This is a genomic window from Elusimicrobiota bacterium, assembly GCA_041658405.1.
In the GTDB taxonomy this organism is placed as follows: Bacteria; Elusimicrobiota; UBA5214; order JBBAAG01; family JBBAAG01; genus JBBAAG01.
The window spans coordinates 1-17930 of the sequence record JBBAAG010000068.1; the positions used below are offsets into that span (position 1 = coordinate 1).

Annotated in this window: 20 protein-coding genes; all 20 read right to left on the reverse strand. The window is 41.3% G+C overall.

All coding sequences use genetic code 11. The features are described 5' to 3' along the window. Positions 1 to 363 (reverse strand): hypothetical protein (locus tag WC955_10470; GenBank protein MFA5859472.1); only part of this gene is annotated, 363 nt, incomplete at its 3' end. Positions 364 to 386: 23 nt separating this feature from the next. Beyond that, positions 387 to 1442, reverse strand: a complete 1056-nt coding sequence (locus WC955_10475) for a CBS domain-containing protein (GenBank protein ID MFA5859473.1) — start codon at positions 1440 to 1442, stop codon at positions 387 to 389. 1 nt (position 1443) lies between these two features. Beyond that, positions 1444 to 2082, reverse strand: a complete 639-nt coding sequence (locus tag WC955_10480; GenBank protein MFA5859474.1) for an RraA family protein — start codon at positions 2080 to 2082, stop codon at positions 1444 to 1446. 16 nt (positions 2083 to 2098) lie between these two features. Further along, a complete protein-coding gene (locus WC955_10485; GenBank protein MFA5859475.1) occupies positions 2099 to 2848 on the reverse strand; it encodes an MBL fold metallo-hydrolase in 750 nt (249 codons plus the stop codon). After that, positions 2835 to 3524: an FAD-dependent oxidoreductase gene (locus WC955_10490; GenBank protein ID MFA5859476.1), complete on the reverse strand. Its 690-nt coding sequence runs from the start codon at positions 3522 to 3524 to the stop codon at positions 2835 to 2837. The genes WC955_10485 and WC955_10490 overlap by 14 nt, the downstream gene beginning before the upstream one ends. A 9-nt stretch (positions 3525 to 3533) precedes the next feature. Further along, entirely contained in the window at positions 3534 to 4835 is a 1302-nt protein-coding gene (gene rfbH / locus WC955_10495; protein MFA5859477.1) for a lipopolysaccharide biosynthesis protein RfbH, read from the reverse strand. Next, positions 4829 to 5965: a CDP-glucose 4,6-dehydratase gene (gene rfbG / locus WC955_10500; protein ID MFA5859478.1), complete on the reverse strand. Its 1137-nt coding sequence runs from the start codon at positions 5963 to 5965 to the stop codon at positions 4829 to 4831. The genes rfbH and rfbG overlap by 7 nt, the downstream gene beginning before the upstream one ends. Further along, positions 5929 to 6702 (reverse strand): glucose-1-phosphate cytidylyltransferase, encoded by a 774-nt coding sequence (gene rfbF / locus WC955_10505; protein MFA5859479.1) that lies wholly within the window; start codon positions 6700 to 6702, stop codon positions 5929 to 5931. Before rfbF ends, rfbG begins: the two co-directional genes overlap by 37 nt. Before the next feature lie 29 nt (positions 6703 to 6731). After that, positions 6732 to 7769, reverse strand: a complete 1038-nt coding sequence (locus tag WC955_10510; GenBank protein MFA5859480.1) for an NAD-dependent epimerase/dehydratase family protein — start codon at positions 7767 to 7769, stop codon at positions 6732 to 6734. A 7-nt stretch (positions 7770 to 7776) separates the two neighbouring features. Beyond that, positions 7777 to 8184: a GtrA family protein gene (locus WC955_10515; GenBank protein MFA5859481.1), complete on the reverse strand. Its 408-nt coding sequence runs from the start codon at positions 8182 to 8184 to the stop codon at positions 7777 to 7779. Then, positions 8163 to 9068: a UbiA prenyltransferase family protein gene (locus tag WC955_10520; GenBank protein ID MFA5859482.1), complete on the reverse strand. Its 906-nt coding sequence runs from the start codon at positions 9066 to 9068 to the stop codon at positions 8163 to 8165. The genes WC955_10515 and WC955_10520 overlap by 22 nt, the downstream gene beginning before the upstream one ends. Continuing rightward, on the reverse strand, positions 9065 to 10018 hold the full coding sequence (locus tag WC955_10525; GenBank protein ID MFA5859483.1) for a GDP-L-fucose synthase: 954 nt from the start codon (positions 10016 to 10018) through the stop codon (positions 9065 to 9067). Before WC955_10525 ends, WC955_10520 begins: the two co-directional genes overlap by 4 nt. 3 nt (positions 10019 to 10021) lie before the next feature. After that, positions 10022 to 11062, reverse strand: a complete 1041-nt coding sequence (gene gmd, locus WC955_10530; GenBank protein ID MFA5859484.1) for a GDP-mannose 4,6-dehydratase — start codon at positions 11060 to 11062, stop codon at positions 10022 to 10024. A 16-nt stretch (positions 11063 to 11078) separates the two neighbouring features. Beyond that, positions 11079 to 12944 (reverse strand): polysaccharide biosynthesis tyrosine autokinase, encoded by a 1866-nt coding sequence (locus WC955_10535; protein ID MFA5859485.1) that lies wholly within the window; start codon positions 12942 to 12944, stop codon positions 11079 to 11081. Positions 12945 to 12955: 11 nt separating this feature from the next. Next, complete coding sequence (locus WC955_10540; GenBank protein MFA5859486.1) at positions 12956 to 13591, reverse strand: polysaccharide biosynthesis/export family protein; 636 nt, start codon at positions 13589 to 13591, stop codon at positions 12956 to 12958. 24 nt (positions 13592 to 13615) lie between these two features. Continuing rightward, positions 13616 to 14707: an outer membrane beta-barrel protein gene (locus WC955_10545; protein MFA5859487.1), complete on the reverse strand. Its 1092-nt coding sequence runs from the start codon at positions 14705 to 14707 to the stop codon at positions 13616 to 13618. A gap of 41 nt (positions 14708 to 14748) precedes the next feature. Continuing rightward, complete coding sequence (locus tag WC955_10550) at positions 14749 to 16107, reverse strand: nucleotide sugar dehydrogenase (GenBank protein ID MFA5859488.1); 1359 nt, start codon at positions 16105 to 16107, stop codon at positions 14749 to 14751. Next, complete coding sequence (locus WC955_10555) at positions 16086 to 16571, reverse strand: metallophosphoesterase (protein MFA5859489.1); 486 nt, start codon at positions 16569 to 16571, stop codon at positions 16086 to 16088. The genes WC955_10550 and WC955_10555 overlap by 22 nt, the downstream gene beginning before the upstream one ends. 12 nt (positions 16572 to 16583) lie before the next feature. Further along, on the reverse strand, positions 16584 to 17516 hold the full coding sequence (locus tag WC955_10560) for a UDP-glucuronic acid decarboxylase family protein (protein ID MFA5859490.1): 933 nt from the start codon (positions 17514 to 17516) through the stop codon (positions 16584 to 16586). 30 nt (positions 17517 to 17546) lie between these two features. Beyond that, positions 17547 to 17930: UDP-glucose/GDP-mannose dehydrogenase family protein (locus tag WC955_10565; protein MFA5859491.1), on the reverse strand; the 384-nt coding region annotated here is incomplete at its 5' end.

Here is a 17930-nt window from a genome sequence, read left to right on the forward strand (position 1 = left end):
CTTCTTTTTAAGATATTCAGCAGTTGTCATCACCTGTTTTTCCGACTCAATCGCACACGGACCTGCCATAATCACGGTTTTATTTGCACCAAATATTATTCCATTTCCTATATCAACAACAGTATTTTCTTTTTTAAATTCCCTTAAACACAATTGATATTCCGTCTTAAATTCTTTAACATCCTGCACTAGATTATTAAACTTCTTCAACAATTGTTCTTTAACATTCACGTTTGCTGATGTTATCAGATACGTTTTATCTAATAAAACAACCTTTTTGAATTCAATCTCATTGTTCTTTAATTCTTTTTCAAATTCAATCAGTTGATTTTCCGCACTTCCCTTTTTAATTTGAATAATCATTTTTATCTACTACCCCCCCCTATTTATAAATGCCTGATTCTAAATCCTAAAATATTACTAAACAGGATATCTTGTAATCTTAATATACCAACGCAACTATTGTTTTTGTCAACAACAGGTAATACCGAGAAAATCATCCCTGTATGCTCAAGTTCTCGTAACAATTTTATCACACTCTTATCCGGAAGCACTGTCTTTGGTTTAGCATTCATAATATCCTGCGCAGTCTTTCCTGTAAAATCCATATTACGAATTAAAAATCTTCTTATATCCGTATCAGTAACTATACCTGCGAATTTATTATTTTCGTCAATTACACAAGTGCACCCAATACTTTTTTTATCAATCTCATTTGCGATATCATTTATTGTGCAATTTGCTCTTACTACAGGCAATTTATCACCCGAATGCATTATTGCGGTTACCGGCAGATTCAAATTCTGACCAACAAGTTTTGCAACCTGATTTGCATAGTCGTTATCTTTCAGAATGTATGAACCAGATATTAACACATCGACGCCAATATCGCGTACCAATGTTGCTGTTGTATTATTAATCCCGCCGTCCACATGTATCTGCATTTCCGGATACTTTTTTTTGAAAACCTGTATTTTATCAATTACCTTATCATTAAAAGAAGCGCCAGAAATTCCCGGTTCAGCTGCCATAAATAGTACATAGTCCAATAAATGAACATATTCGGACAATTCCTCCACTGGAGTTTCTATATTAATTGACAAACCAAATCTGCAGCCTAATTGCGATTTAAGCGTTATAAGTTTATCTTTGGCAAACTTGTTTTCTATATGTATACAAAAATAATCGTTTTTGTGCATTTTAAGATTCTTAGATATAAATTTATCAGGATTTTTCACTGCTAAATGTACATCTATAGGCAATTCCGTATACTTCCTAATTTTTTCTATATCCGTTAACTGCAATGTTTTTTTCTGTTCAGATACATCGTAGTGAAGCATGTCAATACCAATTTCAGCCAATTTCACTAAAGTATCTTTTAATTCACCTTTTTCCCATGAAGCTATCAAAGAATACGAGATTTTAGGGATTGTTTTGAACATTTTAAAACTCCTTATGTGCCTTTAAAATAACATCAATACCATCACCGTTATTTATAGAACTAATGATATCCTTCTCAGCTGAAATGCATCTTAGAATACGTATTTCCAGCTCATCTTTTGCTTTCTCCGGTATAACCACCACACCATCGCTATCTCCATAAATCAAATCATTGGGTTTAATTGATACTTTGCCAATCTTGATAACTACATCTGTTGCTTCCACACAACCTCTTCCTTTGATATCTTTTGGAGAATACCCTTCGGCAAATATTGTCAGCTCAGTAATCGTATTTGTGAATAATGTATCTCTTGTCAATCCTCCGACAACAACTCCTCCTACTTTTCGACGTAGTGATAATCTCGACATTAACTCACCAAAATATGCAAACTCTCTGCTGCCCTGGACACAAAGAATTTCACCTTTATTCAGTTGTTCCAGGAAACCTAACCCAACCCTTATTTTTTCATCCGCAGTTTTTACGGTTTTAATCTTTACAGTTCTTGCTTTACCATAAATTTTCCCGAAAATATTATTCATTCTTAAACCAGAAATAACCTGATCTCTGTATCCCATCTTGTCTAATTCATCAGAAAACATACCAGAACAACCATACTTAATTATTTTATCACGTTTTTCCATACTAATTAATCTCCTTCTATATACAAACGTTTAAATTATCTTTCCCATCAACTATTTGTCTAGAACTATTTGAAACAACTTTTTGTTTTAGAACGACATCATACCTACTGGGATCAAAATGTATCATTACCGACCTATTAATATCTGATTCTTCTGCGATCCTAACTACCGTTTCCGGATTCAAATGAGGCCACTCCTTACTCTTTTCCCCCGGACGAAATGAACACTCAAGCACTGCAAGGTCAGCTTTATCACATAACCTTAACACATTTTTGCAATACCCTGTATCTGTGCAATAACTCACAACTTTCCCTCCAACCACAAATCTGTACCCATAACACTTAACTGAATGCCGTAATGGTAAACACTGGAAACTAACCGGCTGTGAATACCAACCCGGCAATACTTCCACAATTTTTACGGGATATGAAAGTTTACGTAAAGGAACGGAATGTATCGGAGCTAAAAAAGTATTCAATACTTCCCTAGTACCTTTCTGCCCAACAATCGTTATTCCTTGTCTAAAGTTGAACTTACACAGCACGTGTAACCCGCAGATATGGTCAATATGGAAATGACTAAGGAAAAGATAAATCTTTTTATTCTTATCCTTAATATACTGGTCAAGTTTTGCAATACCAAACCCTGCATCCAAAACAATATACGCATCCTTAGTTTCTATCAAAGAACACACTGTATTCCCAAGCTCGCTGTCATACCAACCCGATATCCCGAGAAATGATATCTTAACCTTATTCCCAATCATCGGTCCTAACACTTTCCTGGCTTACACCGTTGTCAAACAAAAACGCCTTAAAACATTTTATCATCCCCGGCGGGCCGGATATAAAATACATTGCAGCCTTACCGTGTTCTGCAAACATTTTGTTGATACTCAAAATCCCGGCGGTATCCTGATAGATAATATCATAGCTAAAACCTGGATTAACACCCACCGCTTTCTCAAGTTCTACGCCATAAATAAAACACCGTTTCTCCCGTACCCCGAGATACAGTTTTGGGTTAATATACTCCGCGAACATTGTATTTGTAAACAACGAGAGATACGGCGTTACCCCGGTCCCTCCGGCGATAAAGACCGCATCTTTTTTTTGATGCTGTTTCGTAAACAATTCGCCATAAGGAAGTTTGAGCCATACTTGCTTCCCGGCTGCCAACTCCTGCGCCATGCGTTTAGTATACTTACCCTTAACCGAGTACGTAATCTTGATAACTTCATCATCCTGACTGGTTTGCATTGAGAAACACCGTGAGTCCGGCCACGCACAGGATGGGTCGTAAGAATCTAAGGTTAGATGCAAAAACTGTCCCGGTAGGTAACGGTAAGGTTTCTCTATACTCTTAAATGTCACAACATATATATCGGTAAACGGTTGTTCGATATTTGATACAATTGACTTATACTTTTTTATAAGCGCCATAGTTTACCTTTACTTATACTTCTCCATAAACTTTGCCACAACATTTTCTACATATGAAAACATTTCATTCGTCATCCCGGGATATGTCCCAAGGAAGAACGTGTTGTTCATAATATAGTCCGTATTCTTAAGATTATCCGCTACGCGGTATTTAACCCCTGCAAAACACGGTTGTTTCGCCATATTCCCAGCGAATAAGTAGCGTGTTTCTATTAAAGCATCATTTAGGTGCTTCACAAGATCGTCACGTTTAAACGGTGCGGTATCTTTTATGGTAACGATATAACTGAACCACGCGGGAACGGTATCCTTAGTTGCTACCGGCAGGATTATGTGTTTCTCATACTTCCCGAAGATTGACTGGTACTTCCCAAAATTTTCACGCCGGCGTGCACAAAAATGCTGGAGTTTATCCATCTGCGCACTGCCAATCGCTGCCTGGAGGTCGGTCATCTTGAGGTTATACCCAATTTCGGAATACACATATTTATGGTCATACCCAAACGGTAATGTGCCAAACTGCTGAGAGAACCGTTTCCCGCAGGTATTATTCTCCCCGCTATTGCAATAACAATCCCTACCCCAGTCACGGAAAGATTTCACGATCTTAGCGAGTTCTTCGTCGTTGGTCACTACCGCCCCGCCTTCACCCGTGGTAATATGATGCGCAGGATAAAACGACATCGTAGACAAATGCCCGAATGTACCTGTATATTTTCCTTTATACGTACTCCCGAATGCGTCACAGTTATCTTCAATAAACCATAAATCATGTTTTTTGCATAACTCTTTTATCTCGTCAACTTCATACGGATTACCCAGGGTATGCGCGAGAAAGACTGCCCGTGTCTTCGGTGTAACCGCTTTTTTCATCATATCAATGTCAATATTATAATTCCCAAGTTTTACATCAACAAATACCGGGATTAACCCGTACTGCACCACAGGAGTAACAGTTGCGGGAAAACCCGCAGCAACGGAGATAACCTCATCCCCGGGCATAATCTTTCTTTTCCCAAGCTTGTTGGAGGTCAATGCTGCAAAGGCTATCAAGTTGGCGGATGACCCGGAATTAACGAGCATAACATTACTTACTTCAAGAACTTCCGATATTTTTTCAGCGAACTCCTCAGCAAACCGCCCTTCGGTAAGCCAGAAGTCAAGGCTTGCTTCTACTAGCTTCAGCAGTTCATTCTCGTCGAATACACGCCCGGCATACCTCACCATATCTTTCCCGGGTATAAACCTTCTATTCTTAAACTGTTTTTCGTAATGCTCAGTAACAATTTTCTTTAGGTCGTCATTCAACATGATTTTACCTCTTTACTCCCAGCCTCATACTCCTCAATCTGCCGAAGGCATATTGTATAAACATCTTTTTTCTGCTGATACTCTTTTGTCCACTCAACAATTTTTTCAATCGTATACTCAAGATTCCATACCGGCCGCCAGGATAGTAAATTTTTTGATTTTGAACAATCAAGTTTTAGATAATTCGCTTCATGCGGATGCTTACCCCTGTCAATTGAATACCCTGTGCCTGCAACACCCCATTTTTTGCATAACATTCTTACGATCCATTCAACGGGCTTAGCATCACTATCATCCGGCCCGAAGTTCCATCCTTCCGCGTATACACACCCTTTTTCGTACAACCTTTGCGCTAACAGCATATACCCTGATAAAGGTTCCAGCACATGCTGCCACGGGCGTATCGCCTGCGGGTTACGGATAAGAATATTTTTTTTCTTCAACAACGATTTGATACAGTCAGGAATCAACCGGTCTGCTGCCCAATCCCCCCCGCCAATAACGTTACCCGCCCGTGCGGATGCTAATGCCACGTTATGACTTTCCCCGTACTCTTTAGGATTAAAAAATGAGTTCCTGTAGGACGACGTCACAAGTTCGGAACACGCTTTACTATTAGAATACGGATCGTACCCGCCCATAGGCTCGTTCTCGCGGTAGCCCCACGGCCACTCTCTGTTTTCATAACACTTATCGGTGGTAACGTTAACTACGCTGCGTACTGTTTTAGATTTTCTCACAGCTTCAAAAAGATTTATAAGCCCCATCACGTTTATGTCATAAGTTTCCACCGGGTTTTTGTAGGATTCCCGTACCAGCGGCTGTGCTGCCATATGTATCACAACATCAGGTTTTGCTAACGCTAACGCTTTATTAAGTTTAACACTATCCCGAACATCACCGATGATAGACTCAATCTTATCATCAAGTTTACAGAGATTAAATATACTCGGTACAGTTGGCGGTTTCAATGCGTAACCAGTAACCTTCGCCCCTAATGTATTCAACCAAATAGACAACCACGCGCCCTTGAACCCCGTATGCCCGGTTATGAATACGCGTTTATTCTTCCAAAAACTTTTCACGTAAGGTTTCACCACACTTTCCACGGCGCTTTCCCGGATTGCCATAACCGTTCAAGTTCTATCTTATCTCTAAGAGTATCCATTGGTTTCCAGAATCCATTATGGTGATACGCCGATAACTGCCCTTCTTTCGCTAGTTTTTCCATCGGCTCTTTCTCCCACAACGTCGTATCGTCTTTGATATATTTAACCGCTTTCGGATTAATAACAAAAAAACCTGCGTTTACCCAGTTATTATCCCCCTTCGGTTTTTCAAGGAATGAAGTAACTTTGCTTTCGTTATTAATATCCAGCGCACCATATCGCCCTGTAGGCTGTACTGCCGTTACTGTGGCTAACGTATTATTTTTGTTATAGAACTCCACAAGTGAAGGAATATCAACATTCCCAACGCCATCACCGTAGGTCATCATAAACGGTTCATTATCACTAATATACTTTTTTACACGTTTAATCCGGCCACCAGTCATTGTATCCAACCCGGTATCCACTAACGTCACTTTCCAAGGTTCAGATGTAGTCGTATGTATTGTAGTATTGTTATTTGACATATCAATAGTGATATCGCTCATGTGAAGGAAATAATGCGAGAAATATTCTTTTATCACATATCCGAGGTAACCCAGGCAGATAATAAACTCGTTGTACCCGTAATGCGAATACACTTTCATTATATGCCAAAGTATTGGCTTACCCCCGATCTCGACCATTGGTTTCGGCCGGATATCCGTCTCTTCGCTGATCCTCGTTCCCTTACCACCTGCAAGAATAACTACTTTCATCTATTATATTTCTCCTATCACAGATATAACTAAAAAAATATCTTCAACAATTTCAGTATTCCCTGCTTCCACGGCGCGCGATGCGAAATCCCAGTTGTATTCTCAAAACTTTTGTAGTTCTGCAGATACCACTCATAGTTTCTTAATAACGCTTCTTTATTTGAATATTTAGGCTTAAATCCCAGAATACGCTCAGCTTTTTCTATTGACACAAACGAATCCTGGCTCATTGTTTCGTATACCCACTTGTATAAAGGCGAAAGTTTTAAAGCTTCAAGAATTCTTAGAATAATAATTGCCGGCCCAGCCGGGATACACAAAATCTTTTTCCCAAACCCTGCCTTATCCAATACTGACTGATAGTCTTCCTGCATAGTGGTGAACACTTTCGCACCGACATTAAACGTATCGTTAACAACACTCTTCTCTTGTGTCAGGCACAAAAAAATCGCAGTGCAAAGATCTTCAACGTCTAGAAACTGATACTTATTCTTCCCGTTTCCCAGGATAGCGAACCCATGCCCATCCTTCGCCCATTCATAAAAAAATGCGAATACCCCCAAACGTTCCGGCCCAATGAACGACTTTGGACGGAGTATCGGTACACACATACCTTGTTTCCGGTGTTCCAGGCACACTTCTTCCGCTGCTATTTTAGCTTCGCCATACGGGCCAACACCATCGAGTTTATCAGCTTCCAACAACGGGTGGTGGTCTGGTATACCATACACCGCAGTTGATGATATATGCACAAAGCGTTCCACATTGTGTTTCTTAGCTGTTGAGATAAGGTTACGCGTACCATCAACGTCTGTTGATATAATATCCGCTGGTTTATATAGAGGCAACGCTGCAGCGGTATGCACCACCCAGTCAACACCATCCATTGCTTTCTCGACTACAACCTTATCACGAATATCGCCAGTTAAAATCTTAACTTTATCTTTCTCCGGATACGTAAAATCGGAAAGGTCCAATGACACAATATCGGTATAACCTTTCAGTAAAAGATACCTTATGATATTGATCCCCAAAAAACCAGACCCGCCGGTGATTAAAATTTTCATAATTTTGTTAATTTACCTTTCTCACAAAAACATACCTACTATCCAAAAGATATTTTGTTGTATAACCTATCACTAACCCAAGCACGCCCCCCAGGTATTTAGCCCAGGTTGTTTTAATAATATAATGGAACGACAACTCCATCCCCCAAAAAATCATTGTAGTTACTACTCCCATAAGCGAGTATAAAACAAACTTCCCGATATCTTCCCGTGTATCTTTTGTTGTGTAATAAAAAATATATTTCTTATCCAATAAATACTTTACTATCAACCCCATCAATGTTCCTATACACAACCCCGCATAAATTTCGTATCTCCAGTCTATCAACATAAACACACCTTTTTGCGATAACATATTCACTGCTATTGCAACAACCGCAAAAATACCGTATTTTATAACAAGTTTTGTATCCATAAATCTATTCTATAAATCAATACCCCGCAAGTGATTATCCAACCCAGGACTGATAATTGTATAAATTTATCCTTCAGTAAAACCTCCGTTGGCGATCCGCTGTTATTTTCTACTAATACCAGCTGCAAATATCTTGTGATCCCCAGAATAACAAAAAATACTGTAAGGTATAACTTATCAGTCTGCACTTTTGCAACAGTTTCAGGAGCAATGGTGTACATAATATACGACACAATAACAATTGACGCCATGATTGTGATCAACGCATCAAGGAATTTAATGTTATACCCATCCACAACCTCACGCATCTTCTGTCCTTTTTCCGTCAAGATTAACACATCATCCCGGCGTTTAGCTGCAGCAAAGAATATCGCAAATAGGAAGGTCATAATCACTATCCAGTGCGACAGATAGGTAGACGTAGCATAACCTCCCACAAAAATCCTTATCACAAACCCTGTTGAGATAATGAATATATCAAGGATAGGAATATGTTTTAATCTAAGCGTATATGCCAGATTCAATACTAAATACGCCAATATCCACCCGGCAACATTCATACTCCAAGCCATAATCATTGATAACAGTAACAACACAACCGCTATGGCAGCTGCTATAGGAACACTGATCGTACCTTTAGCCAGCGGCCTATTTTTTTTCACCGGATGCATTACATCATAGGGCATATCGATGATATCGTTCAAAATATATACCGCACTTGCTGCAAGCGAAAACGTAATAAAAGCAACGGCAGCACGGAACATGTCATTCCATTCATTTATCCTCAACGCAAAAAATGTGGGCAAAAAGATCATCAAGTTTTTTGAGTACTGATGAACCCTCAATAATTTAAAAACCTCTACTACCTGATCAATAATTTTCATAATTTATTTTTGTTTACATACCACTCAACAGTTTTCTTCAATCCAACCTCAAACGCCGTCTTTGCCCTGAACCCAAACTCCTTCATTGCGCGGGTAGTATCAAGACACCTGCGCGGCTGGCCGTCAGGTTTAGATTTATCCCACACAATCCGCCCCTTGAACTCACAACACTTCCCTACCAGTTCAACCAGGTGTTTAATAGAAACTTCTGTATTAGTCCCAAGATTAACAGGTTCAGGCTTATCATACTTCTGCGCTGCGAGAAGCACACCTTCAGCTGCGTCGGATACATACAAAAACTCGCGGGTAGGTTTTCCGGTACCCCATACCACAACTTCGTTATCCCCATTTTTTTTTGCGTCGATAAACTTTTTTATCAATGCCGGGATTACATGCGAACTTGCAGGATTAAAATTATCCTCCGGTCCGTATAAATTTGTCGGCATAACATACGCAAACCTTGTCCCGTACTGCTGCTGGTAGGACTGCAGTTGTACTAACAACATCTTTTTTGCAAGGCCATACGGCGCATTAGTTTCTTCCGGGTAACCATTCCACACATTAACTTCTTTAAACGGTACAGGCGTTATCTTAGGATAACTACATATGGTACCGACACACACTATTTTTGATACCCCGGATTTTCTTGCTTCATCAATAACCTGAACACCCATCATGAGGTTATCATAAAAAAACTGTCCCGGGTTCTCGCGGTTAGCACCAATACCGCCAACAACCGCCGCGAGGTGTATTACAATATCCGGCCTGGAATCGCAGAACATGCGTTTAACATTCTTTATCCGTACAAGATCATAATCAGCTTTTCTCGGGACAAATACGTTACGGCATCCATACGCACAAAGTTTTTCTGTGAGGTACGACCCAAGAAACCCCGCACCGCCGGTTACCGTAACTCTTTTATTCTTCCAAAACTTATTTTGTTGAACCATCACTTAATCCACCGTCCACCATTTATTTGGATACAACCTTGCCAATGCCTCATCTCCTTTACCCACAGGCTTCACCCCTGCACGGCGCATATCAGCATCCACCATAATTCTTACGAGGTTGGAATACGTGATTTTAGGTTTCCACTTCAACAACCTCTTAGCCTTCCCGGCATCCGCAATCAGAGAATCAACCTCCGTAGGGCGGAATAGCGCTTTATCAATCTTCACATACTTTTTCCAGTTAAGCCCGACATACTCAAACGCGATTTTTACAAACTCCTCAACTGAGTGCGATTCACCGATACCGATAACAAAATCATCTCCGTGCTTATACTGCAGTATCTCCCACATAAGCATCACGTATTCCGGTGAGTATCCCCAATCGCGTTTCGCATCAAGGTTACCGAGGTAAAGCACCTTTTGTTTCCCCGCGACAATATTCGCGATTGCCATCGTAATTTTGCGGGTAACAAAATTATCCCCGCGCCTTGGCGATTCGTGGTTAAACAAAATTCCGTTAGACGCGAACATCCCATGGCCTTCACGATAATTTATTGTCATCCAGTACGCATAAACCTTAGCTGCGGCATACGGGCTACGCGGATGGAATAATGTTTTCTCATTCTGCGGGGGCGGTGTGGAACCAAACATCTCAGACGATGATGCCTGATAAAATTTAATATCCTTCCCGCTGCGGTGTATAGCTTCAAGTATCCGCGTAGCGGAAAGGCCAGTAACATTACCCGTATACTCCGGAGTATCAAAACTGATTCTAACATGACTCTGAGCACCAAGATTGTACACTTCATCCGGCTGGACATTATAAATGATATTACATACCTGTTCAGCATCAGCGATATCGCCGTAGTGCAGTTTCAACTTCCCGCACCGCTTGGTATCCGCCAGTACATGTTCAATCCTGCCCATATTCAAAGTACTCGCACGGCGGACGATACCATGTACCTCATACTTTTTGGAGATTAGAAACTCCGCGAGGTACGACCCATCCTGCCCCGTGATTCCTGTAATTAACGCTTTCTTCATAGATTAAAAACTCTCCTTATGCATCCTTATCATCCTTATCCTTGGAACGGTAATAGTAGTAATAGTAGTACCGGTCTGATTGAGGTTCAACATGGTTTAGGATCACCCCGAGATAATGCGCTTTTGTATCCAATAACTTATTTTTGGACATAATGGACGTCGCTTTACCCTCCATCCCCGACTTAATAACCTGCACAATATAACTCACTTTACTTCCCATAATCATGGTATCCGCTACGTTAAGAACCGGCGGGGTATCAACAAAAACGTAATCATAATTCTTTACAGCAACCGCCAGTAATTCATCCATTTTATACGATTCCACTAACTCACTTGGATGGTCCGGAATTTTACCGCAGAGCGCTATTGAAAGATTCGGTATTTCCGTCTGCTTAACAATATCCTCAAACCCTGCAGTCCCCTGGAGATACTGTGCCACCCCTACCGGAGTGTTGAGATTAAACGTATGATGCATCCTTGGACGGCGTAAGTCGAGTTCCATCAGCAGGACATTCAACCCTGCCTGCGCGAATACTATGGAAAGATTAACTGAGACCGTAGTTTTCCCTTCCTGTGCAAGCGAACTTGTAACGATGATTGACTTATTTTCCTTTTTCCCTTCCGAAACCAGCCTTATGATCTCCGTCCGCGCGATACGGTATGCTTCCGCAACATTGGAATGCGGTTTTTTATGCACTATAAGATCACTCGTACGTTTATCTTTTACTTCACGTTTGGAGGACGGTACTGTAGCAACTAGCGTCGACCGCAGGCCAAAGGTAACATCCTCTGCAGTTTCAACACGGTCTTCAAATAACTCAATCGCAAACGCTAACCCAATCCCAAGTAATAGTCCTGCTATAAAACCAACAGTGGTGTTCAGCCTTTTCTTTGGTTTGACCGGCTTATGCGGCACAATCGCAGGGTCAAGAACTTTGATATTAGAAAGCATTAACTCATCGGACAGCATAGTTTCCTTCAGCCTGCCAATCAAGGTATTATAAATCCCGCGGTTACTCTCAACTTCGCGTTTAAGAATATTGTACTGCATGCTCACCTGGTTCATCTTCAACACTTTATCAGTCTCTTCAGCAATTTGTTTTTGTATAGTCTCCAACCGTGTGGACAGTTCAATCATCTTAGGATGCTTATCCTTATACTTCAACGACGAACTCATGAGTTCCGACTTAATCCCCAGTTCAGTACTTCTTAGTGTTGCGAGCAACTGATTTTCATGCTCAATACTGGGAATATCAGTAATTTTATTCTCATCGATATACTGCTGCAGGCTAAGCTCCGATTGCCTCAACTTTTCACGCTGGATATCCGACTGTTCCTGTAGCCACGATATTGCAAACTTTGACGCCTTAGTCTTAAGTTCCATATTTTGTTCGATATAGGTTTCTACGTATAAGTTACACACTTGCGCAGCATCTTCAGGGTTTATATTTTCATGTGTAATCTTAATCAACCTACTCCCCGGCACCTGTGTTACCTTGACAGAACGTGAAAGGTATAACGCTGAAAGATTCCGGTCCTGATTAGACTCAGAAAGATGATAATTCCCCTGTTCTTCAAGTTTAGACAAAACCTTTTCCGCGGTACTGATCGATGAAATAATCCTAATCTGCGTCTCGTATTCAGAAATATCCGATGTCTGTGCCTGATACACTTCATTTAGTGCCACGACCCGTGGCGCTTCTTTCTCCAGCAACATCGTTGTCATTGTCTGGTATACCGGCTTTTGCAGCATAGACCACCCAAGCGCCCCAGCTGCGCAAGCAAGGGTTATAATGAGTATTAACCACTTACGTTTATCCAATACGTCCAATAATTCCTGTAATGACAATTCCTCGCTGCGAGAATGCTGTTGTTGTTCCACTTACGCCCTCCTTAATACTTAATCTCGGGTACTATCACAAGGTCATTCGGCAATATCGGCTGGTTATACCCCTGATTTTTCCCGAAATCGCGTAACAGATCCTTCACCGAAATAGTGTACACTTTCCTCTGCCCGTCCTCATATCTTATAAGTTCAACTTTATTTAGGTCTGCAATACCTGTGACACCCCCGCATAAAGCCAGAGCGTCAATAATCGTCATGTTACGACGTAACGGAAACGTCCCGGGTGATTTCACCTCACCGAACATTGTATAACTGCTATATTCCGCTACGGTAACCAACACCTGGGGGTTGACCAAATACTTATCCCCTAACCCTTTCACCAATAACTGCGTAAGTTCATTTACCGTTAAATCCGTAACCCTTATTTCCCCGAGCAATGGATAATTAATTGTCCCTTGCGGAGTTACCTTCAACCTCACGGAGAGGTCAGGTTCATCGTATACGGTTACTGACAACACGTTATCCGGAAATATAACAATATCCTTACTGGGATCCACCACAAACTTCGGCATATCCGTCGATTTTTTGGAATCATAATTCCCCATCGCCATTACAGTACAAGGCAATACCAGCAGCACTATTACCGGCAATAGTACCATTCTTCTGAACACACCTAAATTCATAATAAAACTTACCTACTTTCTTTTCTAAAAAATATTCGTTACACCGACCCCGAAAGTGATATCATCATAATTATACCGGTTGTATGTAGACGTCTGGCTTGTAAATTTGAGGTTCACCCCGATTGGCGCGAAATTACGCAGCTTGTATCCAATAGATAACCCGAACTCAAGAACATTATCTATGCGTTCAGGGAGGATAGGATACCAATCCGACGTAAACCTCGCTGACGCGCCAACATAAATATTCCTAATTGTCCTGTCAACCCCGATAATAGCGCTCATACTTTCATAATAATTTTCCTGGGTGAACAACGACTCGCGGACTGAACGGTTAGTACTTATCCCGATATTCCCGATACCGGTTATCGGCCCGGTTAATGACATGCTATACACCCCGCCGGACCAGTCACGCACACCAATATAATTTCTTGACTGTGCTCCAAGCAACAGATCGAGCTTATACTGCCCTTCAAATACACGATTGAATGACACCCAGGGCGAAATATTCACCCCGCTGCGGTTGGTGTCATACGTATAGTTAACCTCGTCATAACTTGTCCCAACTGCAATATTGGTAAAAGGACTCATGTTATACTGAAACCTAAGGGTATTATGTATCCCGCTGGTATCGCTGTACTTGAACGTATCAGGGTTATTCCAACTGGTACTATCTCCATGAATAAGAATAACATCAAACTTCCTCATTTTTTTTGACAATTCAAAATACCGGTATTTATTCACAGTAGAAACATAACTCTCCCGCCCGGAAGGAAGGATAAGGGTTTCCTGATAAAGTTCATTTATCTTAAATCCATACCCGCGGTAAGACGTGCCGATACTGGCATCAATATTTGACTTCCCACCGGAAAGCTGTTTGTTATTAATAAAATGATAATAATCCAAAATGTATTCTATCGAACTGTTGATCCGTTCATGCTTAAAATTACACAATATCCCCGGAGATAAACGCAGAACAATATCATTCGTCGCTGTGGGGGTTAAATAAATATTCTGCTGATACTTAGTATCCATACTGAACCTTGGATTAACGCTAAACGCTCCGTAACGCAGCGAAAAATCAGCGGTATATGATTCCGTACTCATCATTAATCCCATAAATATTCCCAATAAAACCCTTACTTCCCACCTTATCACACTTAAGCCTTAACAACCTTTCCTAAAAACGCCTTTCCCCGCCCAACAAGCACGCGGGGGAACACATTACGTGAATCCACGATTAACTTTGTATTTTTCAAGACCATACCGTAATCTACGGAATCATGGTCGGTAACGACTACCACACAGTCATACTTCCTAACTTCCGCGGGAGTAAGACTGACACTACTTTTTTTGATATCATACTTCCTCATCTTTGGTATTGCAGGTATAAACGGATCGTGATACATAACCTTTGCCCCGCGGTGTTCCAGAAGTTCTATAATTTCCAGAGCCGGTGATTCACGGATATCATCAACATTTTTTTTGTATGCCACCCCGAGGATAAGAACCTTTGCACCGTTCAAACTTTTACTCTTAACATTCAACGCATCGATAACTTTACCAACGACATACTCCGGCATACGCACATTAACCTCACCCGCAAGTTCAATAAACTTCGCCTGAAAATTATACTGTTTCGCTTTCCAGGAAAGATAAAACGGGTCAATCGGTATACAATGCCCCCCCAGCCCGGGCCCGGGATAAAACGCGTGGTACCCAAACGGCTTAGTCGCAGCGGTATTAATCACTTCCCACACGTCTATATCCATACGTTCGAATAACATTTTTAGTTCATTCACTAACGCGATATTAACCGCGCGATACGTATTCTCCAGCATCTTAACAGCTTCCGCCACCCGCGCGGAACTCACAGGAACGATTTTTGGTGCAACATTGCCATACAATAATACCGCGAGCTCTGTCGCTGAGGCTGACACCCCGCCAACAACTTTCGGTATTTTTGTCACGCTATGATCCTTGTTCCCGGGATCTTCGCGTTCGGGTGAGAATGCAAGAAAAAAATCCTTACCCTCTTTTAAACCCGTAGACTCCAATACCGGCAGCATAACCTCGTCAGTAGTCCCGGGATAGGTTGTACTCTCGAGTACCACTAACTGCCCTTTATGCAAATACTTCCTAATCTGTTCTGTTGTTGCTATGATAAACTGTAAGTCCGGATCCTTAGTTTTTGTCAGCGGTGTGGGTACACAGATAATTACGCAATCAGTTTTCCGCAGGAATGCAAAGTTTGTACTTGGAACAAATTTCCCGGACTCAATCACCGGCCTTACCCGCGTGGAGGTAATCGTTGAAATATAACTCTTCCCATTGAGCAGCTTATCAACCTTTCTTTGGTCAACATCCAGCCCGTAGACAAAGATACCTTTCTCCGCGAATGCTGTTGCTAAAGGCAGCCCGACATATCCCAGGCCGATAACCGCAACCCTATGCCTCTTAGTTTCAAGCTTTTTCTTCAATACGCCAAAACTTATACTCACAGTTCTATTACCTCGCATTTCATCCCCGCAGTATCAAGTACCGCAACCGTAGCTTTCCCGGATAAATACCCGCAGGTTTCACCGGGATTAACTACCATAACCTTACCTTTACGGATATCAACTTTATGCGTATGCCCGTAAATTATGAGGTCAAACCCTGAAGTATCGCGAAGAAAATCTATTTCTTCAGGTTCATGAAACATCGCAAGCTTAACCTTATCCCCGTCGATACTTCCAAAATAATTCTTATAAATATCAGCTATTGGCTTAAACCGTTCATAAAGAAACGTTTTCTCCCCGTCATTATTCCCGAATATCACCACGAGTTTACTCTTAAGTTCCTTAAACTGTATTGCGGTAAACGGTGAAATAATATCCCCCGCGTGGAACACACACTCCACACCCTGAGTGTTAAAGACCTCAACGGCTTTAACAATCTTCGCGATATTATCATGGCTATCAGACATAATCCCTATCTTCATTATATTACAACCTTATTTCCCTTTTTTACGGAACCACTCAACAGTTCTCTTCACACCTTCACTTAATTGAACCTCGGGTAACCATTTTAAGATACGTTTCGCTTTTGTAATATCCGGCCTCCGCTGTTTAGGATCATCCTGTGGCAAGGGTTTATACACAATCTTACTCTTAGAATTTGCTGATTTAATGATAACCTTCGCAAACTCAAGTATCGTAAGTTCGTTAGGATTACCGATATTAACCGGCAAATTTTCTTTACTCATCAATAGCCTGTAGATACCGTTCACCAGGTCGGAGACATAACAAAAACTGCGGGTTTGACTCCCGTCACCGTATACGGTTATCGGCTTATTCTTCAATGCCTGCATAATAAAATTCGGCACCACCCGCCCATCTTCTTTTCTCATCCTCGGCCCGTATGTATTAAATATCCTCACGATCCTGACATCAACCTTATGATACCGGTGATACGCCATTACCATAGCTTCAGCGAACCGTTTTGCTTCGTCATAAACACCCCGCGGGCCAAGCGTATTAACATTACCCCAGTAAGTTTCGGGTTGCGGGTTGACTAACGGATCACCATAAATTTCGCTGGTGGACGCCAGCATAAACCTTGCCTTTTTTTCTTTTGCCAATCCCAAAGCTTTATGTGTCCCCAGAGCACCGACTTTCAATGTGGGTATAGGGTACATAAGATAATCCACGGGGCTTGCGGGTGATGCGAAATGCATCACAGCATCAACCTTACCCGGAACATAAATAAAATTTGTGATATCATGCTTAATAAACAAAAACTTTTTATTCCCAAACAAATGCGCTATGTTCTGAAGATTACCGGTGATAAGGTTATCCACAACAACAACCTCATGCCCTTTGGATATCATATAATCACAGAGATGCGACCCGAGAAACCCCGCCCCGCCGGTAATTACTATTCTCATATCAATAAAACCGATCCTTTCATCGTAACTTCAATTCCGCCCGATACTTTTGTAGATGAACCCCGCGGTTTTCATCTTAGCAGGGTCAAACATATTACGCCCATCAACGATTATCGGATGTTTCATAAGTTTTATAAGCTTAACTAGATCCATATACCTAAACTCATCCCAGTCAGTAACTATAACGACAGCCTGTACGCCTTTAACAGTGTCATACAAACTCTTTCCGAAAGTAACCCTTTGATTTTTTTTGTATACATTCTTAGCTTTAATCATCGCCTGCGGGTCATACGCCTTAACCCTTGCACCTTTGTTAATAAGCATATCAATAATATCCATTGCAGGCGAGTACCTTATATCGTCAGTATCAGGCTTAAATGCCAACCCAAGAACAGCAACGGTTTTATCGTTTAA

Bases quoted from the DNA above. Each gene is read 5' to 3' on its own strand.
- WC955_10485 (MFA5859475.1), bottom strand. From the start codon at position 2,848: ATGATTGGGAATAAGGTTAAGATATCATTTCTCGGGATATCGGGTTGG.
- WC955_10525 (MFA5859483.1), bottom strand. From the start codon at position 10,018: ATGGTTCAACAAAATAAGTTTTGGAAGAATAAAAGAGTTACGGTAACC.
- WC955_10520 (MFA5859482.1), bottom strand. From the start codon at position 9,068: ATGAAAATTATTGATCAGGTAGTAGAGGTTTTTAAATTATTGAGGGTT.
- WC955_10475 (MFA5859473.1), bottom strand. From the start codon at position 1,442: ATGTTCAAAACAATCCCTAAAATCTCGTATTCTTTGATAGCTTCATGG.
- rfbG (MFA5859478.1), bottom strand. From the start codon at position 5,965: ATGGCAATCCGGGAAAGCGCCGTGGAAAGTGTGGTGAAACCTTACGTG.
- rfbF (MFA5859479.1), bottom strand. From the start codon at position 6,702: ATGAAAGTAGTTATTCTTGCAGGTGGTAAGGGAACGAGGATCAGCGAA.
- WC955_10560 (MFA5859490.1), bottom strand. From the start codon at position 17,516: ATGAGAATAGTAATTACCGGCGGGGCGGGGTTTCTCGGGTCGCATCTC.
- WC955_10480 (MFA5859474.1), bottom strand. From the start codon at position 2,082: ATGGAAAAACGTGATAAAATAATTAAGTATGGTTGTTCTGGTATGTTT.
- WC955_10510 (MFA5859480.1), bottom strand. From the start codon at position 7,769: ATGAAAATTTTAATCACCGGCGGGTCTGGTTTTTTGGGGATCAATATC.
- WC955_10540 (MFA5859486.1), bottom strand. From the start codon at position 13,591: ATGAATTTAGGTGTGTTCAGAAGAATGGTACTATTGCCGGTAATAGTG.
- WC955_10490 (MFA5859476.1), bottom strand. From the start codon at position 3,524: ATGGCGCTTATAAAAAAGTATAAGTCAATTGTATCAAATATCGAACAA.
- WC955_10550 (MFA5859488.1), bottom strand. From the start codon at position 16,107: ATGCGAGGTAATAGAACTGTGAGTATAAGTTTTGGCGTATTGAAGAAA.
- WC955_10515 (MFA5859481.1), bottom strand. From the start codon at position 8,184: ATGGATACAAAACTTGTTATAAAATACGGTATTTTTGCGGTTGTTGCA.
- WC955_10555 (MFA5859489.1), bottom strand. From the start codon at position 16,571: ATGAAGATAGGGATTATGTCTGATAGCCATGATAATATCGCGAAGATT.
- WC955_10545 (MFA5859487.1), bottom strand. From the start codon at position 14,707: ATGGGATTAATGATGAGTACGGAATCATATACCGCTGATTTTTCGCTG.
- gmd (MFA5859484.1), bottom strand. From the start codon at position 11,062: ATGAAGAAAGCGTTAATTACAGGAATCACGGGGCAGGATGGGTCGTAC.
- rfbH (MFA5859477.1), bottom strand. From the start codon at position 4,835: ATGTTGAATGACGACCTAAAGAAAATTGTTACTGAGCATTACGAAAAA.